Here is a 14,314-nt window from a genome sequence, read left to right as displayed (position 1 = left end):
GGTCACGACGATGCCGCGCACCGCGGCCTCGATGTAGCGCGCCTCGTGATCGGCGGCGTCGCCGGGCAGGGTGGTGCGGATCAGGACCGGCTCGGCGTTGCGCGCGAGGATGGCGACGCCGTTCCAGGTCTTCTGCCCCTGCCACACCGCGCCGTAGCCGGCCTTCTCGAGCACGGCTTGCGGAAACTCGGCGTCGCTCGCCTTCAGCTCCTGCAGGCTGACGACGTCGGGCTTGGCCGATTTCAGCCAGCGCAGCAGGTTCGGCAGCCGCCGGTTGACGTTGTTGATGTTGAAGGTCGCGATCTTCATGCGCGACGATCGACCGGGTCAGGCGGCCGGTGTGGACGGCTCGGCAGGCAATGGCGGCGGTGCAGCGGGCGCTGCCGTCGGCAAGGCGGGAGGCGCCGCCGGCACCGCGGCCGGCTCGCTCTTCTCCGCGACGGCCTCGCTTGTCGTGGCGATGGCGTCGCCGCCCTTGTAGATGCGCACGAAGCGGCGGCCGAGGCTGGTCAGCACCTCATAGCCGATGGTGCCGAAATGATGCGCGACCTCGTCGACCGTGATGCCTTCGCCGATCAGCGTCACCATGTGGCCGCGCCGGACCGCGTTCTTGTCGAGGTCGGTGACGTCGACCGCGATCAGGTCCATCGAGACGCGGCCGGCGATCGGGCAACGCTTGCCGGCGACCACGACCTCGGCACCGCGGGTGCCGTCATTGGCGCTGGCGGCGCGGAAATAGCCATCGGCATAGCCGGCCGCGACGATCGCAAGCCGGGTCGGCCGGCGCGCGGTCCAGGTGCCGCCATAGCCGACGGTCTCGCCGCGATCGATGTTGCGGATCTGCACGATGCGCGCCTTGAGGTCGACCACCTGCTGCATCGGATTGTCGGCCTCCGGCGTCGGATTGACGCCGTAGAGCGCACAGCCCGGCCGCACCATCTCGAACTGGAATTGGGCGCCGAGGAACACGCCGGAGGAATTTGCCAGCGAGGCCGGGACGCCGGTGAACAGGCTCGCGATCTCGCGGAAGCTCGCAAGCTGTTTTGCATTCGCGGGATTGTTCAGGAGTTCGGCGGAGGCGAGGTGGCTCATGACCAGGGTGATGCCGTGGTCGCCGGCATTGATGCGGGGGATGATGCCCTGCGCTTCGCTGACCGTGAGCCCGAGCCGGTTCATGCCGGTGTCGATATGAATGGCGGCGCCGCCGGACCAGCCGGAGCGGCGGCAGAACACGTCCCATTCGGCGAGCTCGTTGAGATCGCCGATCACGGGCTTGCAATCGATCTTGGCGTAGGCGTCGCCGGTCTGCTGGAAGAAGCCGCCGAGCGCGTACACGGTTGCCTGCGGAACGGCCGCGCGCACCGCGGCGGCCTCCTCGACGGTGGCGACAAAGAAGGTCTTGCAGCCGGCCTTGGCCAGCGCCCGCGACACCTGCTCGGCGCCGCAACCATAGGCGTTGGCCTTGACCACGGCGGCACATTCCGCCGGTACCGCGGTCTTCTCGAGCTTGCGCCAGTTGGCGATGATGGCGTCGAGGTCGACGGTCAGGATACCGGTGGCGGTCGGATGGGCCGCCAGCAGATTGGCTTCGGGCGTCAGCTGCGATTTCGCGTCGGTCACGATGTTCATGGCGCAGTTGTACGCGGGGGGCTTGCGGCGTTCAACCGCGCCGCGGGATCATCAATAGGCGCGATCCGGAACCTGGCCATCGGGTGCGAGGTCGCCGAACCGCGTCACGCTGGCCTCGAAGTGCAGATCGACCGTGCCGGTCGGGCCGTGGCGCTGCTTGCCGATGATGACTTCGGCCTTGCCGTGGGCGAGCCCCATTTCCATCTGCCACTTCTCGTGCTCGGGGGTGCCGGGACGCGGTTCCTTGTTCGCGAGGTAGTATTCCTCGCGATACACGAACATCACGACGTCGGCGTCCTGCTCGATCGAACCGGATTCACGCAGGTCGGAGAGTTGCGGCCGCTTGTCGTCGCGGTTTTCGACCTGACGCGACAGCTGCGACAGCGCGATGATCGGAACGTTCAATTCCTTCGCCAGCGCCTTCAGGTTTGTCGTGATCTCGGTGATTTCCTGCACGCGGTTGTCGTTGCCCTTCTTGCCCGAGCCCTGCAGCAGCTGGATGTAGTCGATCACGATCAGATCGAGGCCCTTCTGCCGCTTGAGGCGGCGGGCGCGCGCGGTGAGCTGCGAGATCGACAGGCCGCCGGTTTCATCGACATAGAACGGCAGCGATTGCAGCTCGATCGAGCAGTCGCGGATCTTCTCGAAATCGAGCTCGGAGATGCCGCCGCGGCGGATCGAGCTCGAAGGGATGCCGGTGCGTTCGGCGAGAATACGGGTGGCGAGCTGTTCGCCGCTCATTTCGCAGGAGAAGAAGCCGACTGAGCCACCGTGGATCGCCTTTGTGGTGCCGTCCGGCTGGACCTCGCCCTCATAGGCCTTGGCGATGTTGTAGGCGATGTTGGTGGCGAGCGAGGTTTTGCCCATGCCGGGGCGGCCGGCGAGGATGATGAGGTCGGACGGCTGCAGGCCGCCCATGCGGGCGTCGAGGTCGCGCAGGCCGGTCGAGATGCCGGACAGCTTGCCGTCGCGCTGGAATGCCTTGGCCGCCATGTCGACGGCGATCGTCAGCGCTTGTGCGAAGCGCTGGAAGCCGCCGTCGTAGCGGCCGGTTTCAGCGAGGCTGTAGAGCTGCCGCTCGGCGTCCTCGATCTGCGCGCGCGGGGCGAAGTCGACCGGTGCATCGTAGGCGACGTTGACGATGTCCTCGCCGATCTGGATCAGATTGCGCCGCAGGCTCAGGTCGTAAACGGTACGGCCGTAGTCCTGCGCGTTGATGATGGTGGTCGCTTCCGCGGCGAGGCGCGCGAGGTATTGGCTGATCGTCATGCCGCCGATGTCGGTATCGGCCGGCAGGAACGTCTTCAGGGTCACGGGCGTCGCGACCTTGCCCATCCGGATCAGCGAGCTCGCGGTCTCGTAGATCGTCTGGTGCAGCGGCTCGAAGAAGTGCTTCGGCTCGAGGAAATCGGAGACGCGATAGAACGCGTCGTTGTTGACCAGGATCGCGCCCAGAAGGCTCTGCTCAGCTTCGATGTTGTGCGGCGCACTCCGATAGGTCGGGGATGCGGCATCGGGCGCGAGCTTGTGGACGTTCGAATCAATCAAGGCCATGGACGAGCTTATTCTTCTGATTTCGTCGTTACTGAGATTTTCGGCTGTGGGGCGGCGATCAAGCGCCAGCCCGGCGCGAAGCGAAAGGTCGGATGTTTCTTATGCACGATTCACACAACGCGATGTGGGAATCCGGGACCGCCGGATGCATTCCGCTTGACGGGGTTTTGCCCGGAATCGGGCGGAAGGTGGCCGGTCCGCGATGTCGTCGGCAAAAGTTCGGCGCGGCCTGAACCTTTTTTGCGGTTGCAGCGCCCAATCAGCAGCGAGGTTGGTGCTGGCCCCGGCTGCTCAGACCAGAATGAGGAAAGCCAGCGCGATCAAGGCGGCGGCCACGCCCGTTGCGATCAAGGCGTAGTCGGTCACGAGGTCGCGCTGCGGGTCCAACATCGTCTGATGCGTTTCTCGGGTCATTCCGGACCACTACGACAGCCCGGAACGGACCTCTGTGAAGCAGATCACATCTGCCGCATTTTCTTTGCGGCAGCTTCGCGGGAACGACCCGGCGGATTCCGGGTTGTCCTCGCTCAGGGAAGATACGGGGTCGATGGCTCAAGAGTTTCAGACAGCACGATCAGGGCTTGGCCGAGCGGGCGGTGCGGACCGCCGCTGGCTGGCAGCGCTGGTTGACGCGATGGAGCAGGCGGCCCGTCCGGAGATCCGGAATGTTCCCTGCGACAGGAGGCTGGTTTCCGCCGCCGTCGCGCATCTGGCGCGTCCGGCCCCAAGCTTCACCCATTGCGGCTCGGCTTTCAGCCTGCGCAACTAGCAGCACCATTTGTCGCGGATTCACTCGCCGGCGAGTTGCAGCCGGGGCTTTGCGGTGCCGGCTTCCTTGAGCCGCAGCCGGCCTTCCTCGCGCCCGATATAATCGCGGGTCATCGGCACGACGCCCTGTCGCTTGGTGAGCTGGAGCTGGAAGTTCATCATGTTCTGGACGCGGAACGACATTTCCGAGGCCGCCAGATAGAATTCCCACATCCGGGCAAAGGCCTCGTCGTAGAGCCGCACGGCCTCCTCGCGCCGCGCCATGAAGCGGTCGCGCCAGGCCTTCAGGGTCTCCGCGTAGTGCAGGCGCAGGATCTCCATATCGCAGATCAGCAATCCGGCCTTCTCGATCGCCGGCATGACCTCGGAGAGCGCCGGAATATATCCGCCGGGGAAGATGTATTTCCGGATCCAGGGGCTGGTGACGTCGGGACCGGTCGAGCGGCCGATCGAGTGCAGCATCATGACGCCGTCATCGCTCAAGAGCTCGGCGCAGCGCTTGAAGAAGGTTTCGTAGTAGGCGACCCCGACATGCTCGAACATGCCGACCGAGACGATGCGGTCGAACGGGCCGGGGATGTCGCGGTAATCCTGCATCAGGAAACGCGCCGATTGCGCCAGGTTCCGCTCCGCCGCCCGGGCGTTGGAAATCTGCAGCTGCTCGGTCGACAGCGTGACGCCGGTGACGTCGGCTCCGCTCATCTCGGCGAGATAGAGCCCGAGGCCGCCCCAGCCGGAACCGATGTCGAGAACGCGCTGGCCGGGCGTGATCAGGAGTTTTGCGGCGAGATGGCGCTTCTTGGCGAGCTGGGCGTCGTCCAGCGTCGCGTCCGGCGTCTCGAAATAGGCGCAGCTGTATTGCTTGTCCGCGTCGAGGAAGAGGGAATAGAGGCGGCCGTCGAGGTCGTAATGGCGGGCGACGTTGCTCCTGGAGCGGCCGCGCACATTGATCTGCTGGGCGCGCCGTCCGAGGAAGCGCATCCAGGCCTGCAACCTGGCGAAGTTCGGCAACATGGCCGCCTGGCCCATCAGGACGGCGAGCACGTCGGCGATGGTGCCTTGCTCCACCACGAACGTGCCGTCCATGAAGGCTTCGCCGAGGTACAGTTCGGGATCGATCAGAATGCGGATTTCGGCCGCTCTCGACATGAACCGTACGGCGACCGGAACTCCGGTGCCGTCGCCACAGCTGAATTGAGCGCCGCTCGCGGTCGTGAACGTGATCGAACCACGGCGGATGAAGCGCCCCAAGAAGTATCGCAACAATCGGTCCATCGAAACACCAACGGAACGGCAAGCTGCACACCGACACCACCGGAGCCGATCACTCCAATGTGTCCCCAATCTCAACATAGGCAGGGAATTAAAGGCCGCTACTGCGTTGGCGTCAAAGCCGATATTCCAAAATGTGACAATTGCGTGGATGCGTCATGCGCGCGCTTCCATTCGCGTGATAATCGGCTACAAGGTGACCGCCGCGGCCGATCTATGACGCGCAGGCGGCAATTTTTCCGGAATTTGGAGACTTAAGGAATGTTGAGCCGAGCCCTCAGTCTGGCGACGGTGGCGCTTCTGATTGGCCTGTCGGCCGGATCGGCGCGCGCGCAAAACCTCGAGGCCGGCAAGAGCCCCTCCCAGATTTTCGGGAGCACCTGTACGGCCTGCCACAAGAGCCCGCGCGGCCTCCTGAAGACGGTGCCGGCAGGCTCGCTGCCGGGCTTCCTGCGCCAGCACTACACGACGTCGAGCGACATGGCCGGCGTGCTGTCGTCCTATCTGATTTCCAACGGCGCCAACGATCCGCGCTACCAGGCCAAGGATCAGCCCAAGGGCTCCAAGCAGGGCGCGAGGGACGGCCGTCAGGAGGCGAACCAGTCTCCGGATCAGCCGGCCGAGCGTCCGTCTCGCCGGCATCACCAGGGTGCGGTGCCGCAGGAAGGCGCCAACGAGGCGGCGAAGCCCGACGCCGATGGCTTGAACCCCGAAGGACGTGCCGCTCACCGCGGCAAGCGCATGGCGCGCCCGAGCGAGACGCCGGAGGGAGCCAAGCCGGACGACGGCCAGGCCCTGCAGGCCGCCGGTGAAGGCAAGTCGGCGCGGCAGAAGCACGGCCGTCGCGGCAAGCCGGTCGAGGAGCCGAAGTCCGAGGAGGCGCCGAAGGGCGAGTCCGCGGGCGATGAGCCCAAGGCCCAGACGGCCGTGAAGCGCGAAGACAAGGGCGAGGCCGAGAAGCCGGCGGCGAAGCCTGCAAGTCAGCCCGACGCGGCCAAGCTCGATGCGCCGAAGAGCAGCGAGCCTTCTGCTGTGCGTAACGACCCGGTTCCGCAGGTCACACCGGCACCGGCTGCGCCCGAGCCGGCCGCTGCGGCGTCTCCCACACCGGCGCCCGCCGCGCCGGTGACCGCGGCCGCACCTCCGCCACCTCCGCCCCCGACGACGTCAGGCTCCGGTACGCCGGAAGCGCCAAGCTCGAAGTAACTGCCGACGCCGGGCCTGTTTGGTCCGGCGTATTCATTTGACTGCCACTAGAGTAAAACTCTAGAGTATTGATCTAGCCATGCATCGAGGAGACGCAGTGAGCACGGCACGCGAAGATCTGTTGGCGGCGGGACTGGCGGTGTTCGACCGCGACGGTTTCGACGGTGCGACGGTGGCCGAGATCCGCTCCCGCGCGCGCGCGTCCAACGGCAGCTTCTTCCACTTCTTCACCTCGAAGAAGGAGCTCGCCGGAACGTTGTTCCTGGAGATCCTGCAGGCCTATCACGCCACCATCATCACCTCGGTCGACGACACCTGCGGCGCCGGCGAGGGTGTCGCGCGGCTGATCCACGCCCATCTCGATTGGGTCGTGACCTCCAGGCGCGAGGCGCGCTTCCTGTTCGAGATTTCACGCAGCGAGTGGAGCGCGGAGGTGCGCGGCGCGCAGCGCGCCGAGAATTTGCGGCTCACTGACGGCATCGAGCGCTGGCGCGCGCCGCTGCTCGCGCGCGGCGATCTGCTGCCGATGAGCTCTGTGCTGTTCTTCAGCCAGATCATCGGGCCGGCGCAGATCTTCTGCCGCGCCTATCTGTCGGGCCGCCAAGGCGGCGATCCGCGCGAACAGGCCGAGACGCTGATCGCCTGCGCGATCCGCGCGGTGGTGGCGCCGGGTGCACCGGGGCGAACAGGAGGGACGTCATGAACGAGACCGATCCGGATTTTGCGCCGATCGAAACGCGGATACGCGACAATGTCGGTCGTCAGGGTTTCATGGGTCTTGTCGGTGCTGAAGTGGCCGAGCTGTCGCGCGGAACATGCACGCTCGCGGTCGATCGCCGGCCGGAATTGCTGCAGCAGCACGGCCTGTTTCACGGCGGGGTGACGGCGTTCCTGGTCGACAACGCCACCACGATCGCGGCGGCAACATCGCGCGGCCAGCCGGCACTGACCGCGGAGTACAAGCTGAACCTGCTGTCGCCGGCGTCGGGCGATCGGCTGATCTGCCGGGCACGGGTGATCAAGCCGGGACGTCAGGTCGCCGTCGTTGCAGCCGACGTGTTCTGCGTCATCGACGGCAAGGAGAAGCACACCGCAACTGCGCTGGCATCGATCGCAATGCTCGACGATTACGCGGCGGCACGAATCCAAAGCCCGGCCTGATGGGGCCGGGCTTCAGTCGATAAGGCGATGGAGAGAAGCTTACTTCTCTTCGGCCGCCGGAGCAGCCGGCGCAGCTTCGTCGTCGTGCTGGGCTTCCGGATCGAAGAATTCGCCGGCGGCGGCGAGCGCTTCGGCGGCAGCGTCCTGGTCTTCCTGGCGGGTCGAGATGTCCTCGCCGCGCTTGATGCGCTCGGCCTCTTCGGCGGAACGGGCGACCGTCACGGTGACGCTGGTCTCGACCTCGGGGTGAACCGCGATCGTCACCTTCTGCGCGCCGATCACCTTGATCGGCGAGTCGAGCCAGACCTGCGGACGGGCCACCGTCACGCCGTCGGCGGCGAGCGCAGCGACGATGTCGCGCACCGTGACCGAGCCGAACAGTTGGCCGGACTCGGAGGCCTGGCGGATGATGATGATGTCGCGGCCGTCGATCTTCTCGGCGACCACGCTGGCTTCGCCCTTGGCCTTGACGTTGTTGGCCTCGAGCTCGGCCTTCATGCCGTCATACTTGGCACGGTTCGCCTCGGTGGCGCGCAGCGCCTTGCCGCGCTTCAGCAGGAAATTGCGGGCGAACCCGTCCTTGACGCGCACGACTTCGCCCATCTGGCCAAGCTTGGCGACGCGTTCGAGCAGAATGACTTCCATTTTCGTTCTCCTTTAGATGCAAAGTACGGGTTTAAGTGGTTGGTTCGAATCTCAGGCCGCGGGCAACGGTGGCGGTCTTGTCTGCAGGTAGCGCTGGCGCAGTCCGAACACGGCATCGGCGATGCCAAGCGCGAAGATGGCCACGATCGGCCAGCCGAACATGACGACGACGGCGTAGATGCCGCCGAGCCAGAAGCCCCGGCTGTTGAGCGACAGGGTCAGCGTGTGCAGGACCGCGAAGCCGACCAGCGCGTAGCCGATCACGAGCGCCGTGGTGACGATCTGGGCGAGCAGCGCAAGCATGCCGCCAACGAAGCTGAGCGCCGCCGCCACCAGCAGCGCGACCAGCGTCATGGAGGGAAGCGCGGTGCTGCGCAGTTCCGGCCAGGGCCGGTTGAGCCGCCCGGAGGTCTGCGTGATCTTGCCGGCCAGCCACAAATTGAGCGTCAGCGTGACCATCGAGAGGATCGTCGCGGCGAGCGGCGCGAGCACCACCAGCATCTCGACCAGCCGTTCGATCTCACCGCTGCCTTGTCCGTCGCCGGTGCTGAGCACCTTCAGCAGGCCGCGGCGCAAAGCGCCGGTGATGGTATCGCTATCCGAGCCGAGCGTGAGCAGCGTCGCGGTCGTGGTGATCACGGCAAAGGCCGCGATCCAGAGCAGGATGCGGCCGACGGGATACCATTCGAGCGAAGGCGGCTGCTGGGTGGCGTTATCGGCGGCTGCGCCCTCGATCGGCCGTCCGAGCAGTGCGAGGTGGCCGAGCCACCAGCCGGGCAGGGCGACCATCATGGCAAAGGCGATGCAGTAGGGAAGTCCCAAGATCACGCCGAGCGCGGACGCCGCGCCAATCCCACCAATTGCGGCGGCGAGCGGGCCCCAGCCGAGCGCCGTGACCATCACGGGCAGGGGTGCCAGATAGAACAGCACCATCGAGATCGCCGCGCCCGAAGTGATCGAGGCGAACATCAGCGCCGACGCGACGCCGGCTGCAAGTGCAACGGTGAATATCGCGATCATCAGCTGTCCCGCCCCCTTTGAGCGGTTAGGGGTTCTGCTTCGAGAACCCCAACCATCGGCGACCGGACGACCCGGAAGCCTTATGAGAAAGAAGCGGCCGGCGGCGCGTGCCGCCGGCCGTCGTCAATTAGCGAATGACGTAAGGCAGCAGGCCGAGGAAGCGCGCGCGCTTGATGGCGCGGGCGAGCTCACGCTGCTTCTTGGCGGACACGGCCGTGATGCGGCTCGGCACGATCTTGCCGCGCTCGGACACGTAACGCATCAGCAGCTTGGAATCCTTGTAGTCGATCTTCGGCGCATTCGCGCCCGTGAACGGGCAGGACTTGCGACGACGAAAAAACGGACGGCGGGCACCAGCATCAGCCATGATTCATTACTCCTCGGTCGCAGCTTCTTCTTCGCGCGGACGGCGCGGGCCACGGTCGCCACGGAAACCACCACCTTCGCGGTCACCACGGAAACCGCCTTCGCGGTCGCCACGGAAGCCGCCGCCACGGTCATCGCGCTCGCGATCACGGTCGGCCTTGCGCATCATCGCGGACGGGCCTTCCTCGTGCTCTTCGACGCGGACGGTGAGGTAACGGATGACGTCTTCGTTGATCCGCTCCTGGCGCTCGATCTCGGTGACGACAGCCGACGGAGCGTCGATGTTCATCAGCACGAAATGCGCCTTGCGGTTCTTGTTCATGCGGTAGGTGAGGGAGCGCACGCCCCAGCTCTCGGTCTTGGTGACCTTGCCGCCGCCCTGTTCGACGATGCCCGTCATCTGGGCCGTCAGTTCATCCACCTGCTGGGTGCTCGCATCCTGACGCGCGAGAAAAACATGCTCATAAAGAGGCATGGTTGTCCTTTCCTGTGTTGGCGCGGTTTCCGGCGACAAGCCCTTCGAGACCTTCGGAAAGGACTCGAGCTGCTCAGAAGGCGGGAGCACGGGACGACGGGCCGACTGGCCCTGCCACATCAAAATCAACGGGTGAATTTGCTGAGACCGTCCGTTCAGCTCCCGGCCGGAGCCCACGAATGGCGCGCTTATACGGATTTTGGCCGCGAAAGCAAGGGTTCGTGGCCTCCGGATTTGCGGGGAGGTCGTAGCCCTCCAGGCCATCAGGCGCAACTTTGCCCGGTTCCCCTGTTGATTTCTTTGTTTGTATATCATACAAACATCTCACGGAGGATGATCGATGGGTTCGGAGACCGCCAGCGGCATGTCTGCGCCCGATCCGAAGCACGCAGTCCGCGCGACGCGGTCGGCGGGGCGCAAGATGCGCTCGCTGCTGCTCGATGCCGCCAGCCGCCTGTTCAAGGAGCGCGGGCTCTCGGGCACCTCGATCTCCGATATCGCCGCGGCCGCCGACGCCTTTCCGAGCCAGATCACCTATTACTTCCGCACCAAGGAAGCGCTGTTCGTCGAAGCCGCCAGCCGCGACATGCTCTACCTCGCGCGCGCGACCGAGCAGGCCGCCCTGAAGGCGCATACGCCGCGCGAATACACCCACGCTTTGGCCGAGACCGTGACCGCGACCGACACGGTCGCCTTCTTCGCCGAGGCCTTGACGTTGACGCGGCGCCGGCAGGATCTTGCGCCACTGGTCGAGCGCACCATCGAGCGTCTGCACAGCGAAGGCGCGCGCGCCTATGCGGGCCAGGTCGAGCGCCACGGCTGGCGTTCGCTGCGCGCTCCGGAAGAGAGCTCGCGGCGGTTCTGGGCGATTGCGATCGGCGTGATCGTCGAAGGTTTTGCGATGGGCCGCGGCTCGGAGGAGATGTGCCGCGAATTGCTGCGCGCACTCGGCGAGCAGGCCACCGCAACATCGAGTTCGACCAATGATGCGACGCGGCTGCGCCTGGTCGGCGATCGCGACACTGCACCCTCAACGGACGGGGAGACAACCTCATGACCGCACTGCGCATGCGAGCCCGCGATTTCCTCACCGAGGACGAATTGGTGGCGGTGCGGCAGCGCACGACATGGAAAGGCGTCGCGTTGATCGCACACGCTTGGGTGCTGATCCTGGGTGCGATCGCGCTGGTGGCGTGGTGGCCCAATCCGCTGACCTATCTGCTTGCGGTCGCGATCATCGGCTCGCGCCAGCTCGGTCTTGCCATCCTGATGCATGACGGCGCACACGGCTGTCTCTCGGCCGACGAGAAGACCAATCTCACGCTGAGCCAATGGTTCTGCGCCTATCCGATCTTCGCGGAAACGCGCGGCTATCGCCGCTATCATCTGCAGCATCATGCCCGGACGCAGCAGGAGGACGATCCGGATCTCGTGCTGTCGGCGCCGTTCCCGATCACGAAGATGAGCTACCGCCGGAAATTCCTCCGCGACATCACCGGACAGACCGGCTACCAGCAGCGCAAGGCGCAACTGCTCAATGCGATCGGGTCGAAGGAGTGGCCGTTGTCGCAGCGTGCCGCCAATTTCTGGCAGAAGCTCGGGCCGCAATGCGTCACCAACGCGCTGCTGTTCGCAGGCCTTGCTGCCGCGGGCGTGTGGTGGGCCTATCCGCTGTTGTGGCTGGTGCCACTGCTGACCTGGATGATGGTCATCACGCGCATCCGCAACATCGCCGAACATGCCGTGGTGCCCGACAGCTCCGATCCCCTCCGCAACACCCGCACTACGCGGGCCAATGTCCTCGAGCGGCTGTTCATCGCGCCGTACTACGTGAACTATCACCTCGAGCATCATCTGCTGTTCTACGTGCCCTGCTACAACCTGCCGCGCGTCCACCGCATCCTCTGCGGAAGCCGCTATGCCGACCGGATGGAGGTGCAGCCGGGCTACGCCGCCGTGCTGCGGCTGGCGACCGCCAGGCCCGCCCAGGAGGATCGCCCAGGGCAATTGGTCAACAGCGCCCGCCGGGCGAGGGCCGGCGCCAAGGTTAACGCCGACCAGAATGCCGGTGGATTCTAGGGCCGGACCGGTTCGGCATCCCCAGGGGTTCCGCCCACGCGGCTTGACATCGCGCCCCCCAACGGTGTCTTACGGCCCGGTCTGAGGCCGCTTGCACGGCTTGTGCAAGAGATTGGCCCGGACCCGCTGTGGCGCGATTTGCGCAACGCGGATACCGTTTTCCCCTGCGGCAGGCGCGAAGCGCTTGCGCGGAGATCACGCTCAACAAGGTAGGGATCGCCGATGACGGCAGCATTTACGTTTCCCGGGCAGGGCTCGCAGGCGGTTGGCATGGGCAAGGCGCTGGCCGACGCCTTTCCGGTCGCCAGGGCCGTGTTCGACGAGGTCGATTCTGCGCTCGGCGAGAGACTGACCGCGATCATCTGGGATGGTCCGGCGGAAACGCTGCAGCTCACCGAAAATGCCCAGCCGGCCCTGATGGCGGTCTCGATCGCTACCTTGCGCGTGCTTGAGAGCGAAGCCGGCTTCTCGGTCGGCCGCAATGCTGCGTTCGTCGCCGGGCACTCGCTCGGCGAGTACTCGGCGCTGGCCGCCGCCGGCAGCCTGACCGTCAGCGACACCGCGCGGCTGCTGCGCACCCGCGGGCTGGCGATGCAGAAGGCGGTGCCGGTCGGCGCCGGTGCGATGGCCGCGCTGCTCGGCCTCGACTACGAGGCGGCGGTCGCGGTCGCCAATGAAGCGGCGCAGGGGCAGGTCTGCCAGGCCGCCAACGACAATGGCGGCGGCCAGGTGGTGGTCTCCGGCGACAAGGCCGCGGTCGATCGCGCCGTCGAGATCGCCAAGACCAAGGGCGCCAAGCGCGCGATGCTGCTGCCGGTGTCGGCGCCGTTCCACTGCAAGCTGATGCAGCCGGCGGCCGATGCGATGGCAGAGGCGCTGTCCCGCGTCACCATCAAGGCGCCCGCGGCGCCGCTGGTCTCCAACGTGCTCGCTTCGGCCATCACCGATCCCGACGAGATCCGCCGCCGCCTGATCGAACAGGTCACGGGCACCGTTCGCTGGCGCGAGTCGGTTGCCTATATGGCAGGGCAGGGCGTGACGCGGTTCTTCGAGATCGGCGCCGGCAAGGTGCTGAGCGGCCTCGTCAAGCGCATTGCGGACGGCGCGGTCGGCGTATCCGTCGGCGGTCCGAACGATATTGCTGCGGCCAAGGATGCGCTGGCAGCGTCGGCTTGAAGCCGGGAGGGGAATTCGATGTTTGATCTGACTGGCAAGACCGCACTCGTCACCGGCGCAACCGGCGGCATCGGCGGCGCGATCGCGCAGGCGCTGCATGCGCAGGGCGCAACCGTTGCGATTTCGGGAACGCGGCGCGAGGTGCTGGATAGCTTCGCGGCCAAGCTCGGCGAGCGCGTTCACGTGCTGCCGTGCAACCTCTCCAGCAAGGACGATGTCGAGGCGCTGGTGCCGGCGGCGGAGGCTGCGATGGGGCAGGTCGACATCCTGATCGCCAATGCCGGCATCACCCGCGACAACCTGTTCGTGCAGTTGCGCGACGAGGATTGGGACGACGTCATTGCGGTCAACCTGACCGCGACGTTCCGCCTGGCGCGTGCCGCGACCAAATTGATGATGCGCAAGCGCTTCGGCCGCATCATCGCGATCACCTCGATCGTCGGCGTCACCGGCAATCCGGGGCAGGGCAACTACACCGCGTCGAAGGCCGGCATCATCGGCCTGATCAAGACGCTGGGCGCCGAATACGCCAAGCGCGGCGTGACCGCCAACTGCATCGCGCCGGGCTTCATCAAGACGCCGATGACGGATGCGCTGAACGACAAGCAGCGCGAAACCATCCTGGCGAAGGTTCCTGCGGCGCGGCTCGGAACGCCTGAGGATATTGCTGCGGCAGCGGTCTATCTGGCCTCCAACGAGGCCGCCTACGTCACCGGACAGACGATTCACGTCAACGGCGGGATGGCGATGATTTGAGCTACTTGCCGGTTCTCGCAATGCGGCGAAAAGCCGTTTTCGGGAGCCGGTTCAGGCGTGTAGTCAAGGCTTTGGAAGTATGGTAGCTGAACCCCCCGTGGATGGGCGAAGAACGCCATTGCAGGATTTTGAAACCCTGTATATTGGCGTGGCGACGCCTGCCGTTCGCCGGGGCTTTAGTCGGCTACGACCGGGCCGAATCAAGAC

At 65.9% G+C, this 14,314-nt stretch carries 16 protein-coding genes; 8 read left to right on the top strand and 8 right to left on the bottom strand.

All coding sequences use genetic code 11. The features are described 5' to 3' along the window. The 3 genes from QMZ05_RS37230 to QMZ05_RS37220 all read right to left on the bottom strand — a co-directional run. The coding region (locus QMZ05_RS37230; protein ID WP_353705284.1) for an endonuclease/exonuclease/phosphatase family protein at nucleotides 1-309 on the bottom strand (309 nt) is incomplete at its 3' end. An 18-nt stretch (nucleotides 310-327) separates the two neighbouring features. After that, a complete protein-coding gene (gene alr / locus QMZ05_RS37225) occupies nucleotides 328-1,629 on the bottom strand; it encodes an alanine racemase (protein WP_353705283.1) in 1,302 nt (433 codons plus the stop codon). Between the two features lie 51 nt (nucleotides 1,630-1,680). Beyond that, nucleotides 1,681-3,183 carry a replicative DNA helicase gene (locus QMZ05_RS37220; RefSeq protein WP_050425454.1) on the bottom strand — a complete coding sequence of 501 codons (1,503 nt, stop codon included), beginning with the start codon at nucleotides 3,181-3,183 and terminating at the stop codon, nucleotides 1,681-1,683. Between the two features lie 448 nt (nucleotides 3,184-3,631). Between QMZ05_RS37220 and QMZ05_RS37215 the strand changes: the two genes are divergently transcribed. Then, nucleotides 3,632-3,952 carry a hypothetical protein gene (locus QMZ05_RS37215; RefSeq protein ID WP_353705282.1) on the top strand — a complete coding sequence of 107 codons (321 nt, stop codon included), beginning with the start codon at nucleotides 3,632-3,634 and terminating at the stop codon, nucleotides 3,950-3,952. Nucleotides 3,953-3,972: 20 nt separating this feature from the next. Here QMZ05_RS37215 and QMZ05_RS37210 read toward each other — a convergent pair whose 3' ends face one another. Beyond that, complete coding sequence (locus QMZ05_RS37210) at nucleotides 3,973-5,226, bottom strand: cyclopropane-fatty-acyl-phospholipid synthase family protein (RefSeq protein WP_353705281.1); 1,254 nt, start codon at nucleotides 5,224-5,226, stop codon at nucleotides 3,973-3,975. Nucleotides 5,227-5,484: 258 nt separating this feature from the next. On the opposite strand from QMZ05_RS37210, the gene QMZ05_RS37205 reads away from it, so the two are divergent. The 3 genes from QMZ05_RS37205 to QMZ05_RS37195 all read left to right on the top strand — a co-directional run bounded on the left by QMZ05_RS37205 (nucleotide 5,485) and on the right by QMZ05_RS37195 (nucleotide 7,590). Further along, a complete protein-coding gene (locus QMZ05_RS37205) occupies nucleotides 5,485-6,429 on the top strand; it encodes a hypothetical protein (RefSeq protein ID WP_353705280.1) in 945 nt (314 codons plus the stop codon). Between the two features lie 97 nt (nucleotides 6,430-6,526). After that, nucleotides 6,527-7,132: a TetR/AcrR family transcriptional regulator gene (locus tag QMZ05_RS37200; RefSeq protein ID WP_353705279.1), complete on the top strand. Its 606-nt coding sequence runs from the start codon at nucleotides 6,527-6,529 to the stop codon at nucleotides 7,130-7,132. Continuing rightward, entirely contained in the window at nucleotides 7,129-7,590 is a 462-nt protein-coding gene (locus QMZ05_RS37195; RefSeq protein ID WP_353705278.1) for a PaaI family thioesterase, read from the top strand. Before QMZ05_RS37200 ends, QMZ05_RS37195 begins: the two co-directional genes overlap by 4 nt. A 39-nt stretch (nucleotides 7,591-7,629) precedes the next feature. On the opposite strand, the gene rplI is transcribed toward QMZ05_RS37195, so the two are convergent. From rplI to rpsF, 4 genes are all read right to left on the bottom strand, one after another. After that, nucleotides 7,630-8,235: a 50S ribosomal protein L9 gene (rplI, locus tag QMZ05_RS37190; protein WP_353705277.1), complete on the bottom strand. Its 606-nt coding sequence runs from the start codon at nucleotides 8,233-8,235 to the stop codon at nucleotides 7,630-7,632. A 51-nt stretch (nucleotides 8,236-8,286) separates the two neighbouring features. Next, nucleotides 8,287-9,255, bottom strand: a complete 969-nt coding sequence (locus QMZ05_RS37185) for a DUF2232 domain-containing protein (protein WP_353705276.1) — start codon at nucleotides 9,253-9,255, stop codon at nucleotides 8,287-8,289. A 127-nt stretch (nucleotides 9,256-9,382) separates the two neighbouring features. After that, nucleotides 9,383-9,622 carry a 30S ribosomal protein S18 gene (rpsR, locus tag QMZ05_RS37180; RefSeq protein WP_016844287.1) on the bottom strand — a complete coding sequence of 80 codons (240 nt, stop codon included), beginning with the start codon at nucleotides 9,620-9,622 and terminating at the stop codon, nucleotides 9,383-9,385. Between the two features lie 6 nt (nucleotides 9,623-9,628). Beyond that, nucleotides 9,629-10,096 carry a 30S ribosomal protein S6 gene (gene rpsF / locus QMZ05_RS37175; protein WP_163155312.1) on the bottom strand — a complete coding sequence of 156 codons (468 nt, stop codon included), beginning with the start codon at nucleotides 10,094-10,096 and terminating at the stop codon, nucleotides 9,629-9,631. A gap of 340 nt (nucleotides 10,097-10,436) precedes the next feature. Here rpsF and QMZ05_RS37170 point away from each other — a divergent pair, with 340 nt between their 5' ends. The 4 genes from QMZ05_RS37170 to fabG all read left to right on the top strand — a co-directional run bounded on the left by QMZ05_RS37170 (nucleotide 10,437) and on the right by fabG (nucleotide 14,107). After that, a complete protein-coding gene (locus QMZ05_RS37170; protein WP_353705275.1) occupies nucleotides 10,437-11,153 on the top strand; it encodes a TetR/AcrR family transcriptional regulator C-terminal domain-containing protein in 717 nt (238 codons plus the stop codon). Further along, complete coding sequence (locus tag QMZ05_RS37165; protein ID WP_353705274.1) at nucleotides 11,150-12,175, top strand: fatty acid desaturase family protein; 1,026 nt, start codon at nucleotides 11,150-11,152, stop codon at nucleotides 12,173-12,175. The genes QMZ05_RS37170 and QMZ05_RS37165 overlap by 4 nt, the downstream gene beginning before the upstream one ends. 222 nt (nucleotides 12,176-12,397) lie before the next feature. Continuing rightward, nucleotides 12,398-13,351 (top strand): ACP S-malonyltransferase, encoded by a 954-nt coding sequence (gene fabD / locus QMZ05_RS37160; protein ID WP_353705273.1) that lies wholly within the window; start codon nucleotides 12,398-12,400, stop codon nucleotides 13,349-13,351. Nucleotides 13,352-13,369: 18 nt separating this feature from the next. Continuing rightward, entirely contained in the window at nucleotides 13,370-14,107 is a 738-nt protein-coding gene (gene fabG / locus QMZ05_RS37155) for a 3-oxoacyl-[acyl-carrier-protein] reductase (RefSeq protein WP_353705272.1), read from the top strand. The last annotated feature ends 207 nt before the right edge of the window (nucleotides 14,108-14,314 follow it).

It is taken from the genome of Bradyrhizobium sp. INPA03-11B, from assembly GCF_040446015.1.
GTDB classification, from domain to species: Bacteria; Pseudomonadota; Alphaproteobacteria; order Rhizobiales; family Xanthobacteraceae; genus Bradyrhizobium; species Bradyrhizobium macuxiense_A.
Note: the sequence above shows the minus strand (reverse complement) of the source record. Positions and strands in the feature narration are given on the sequence as shown.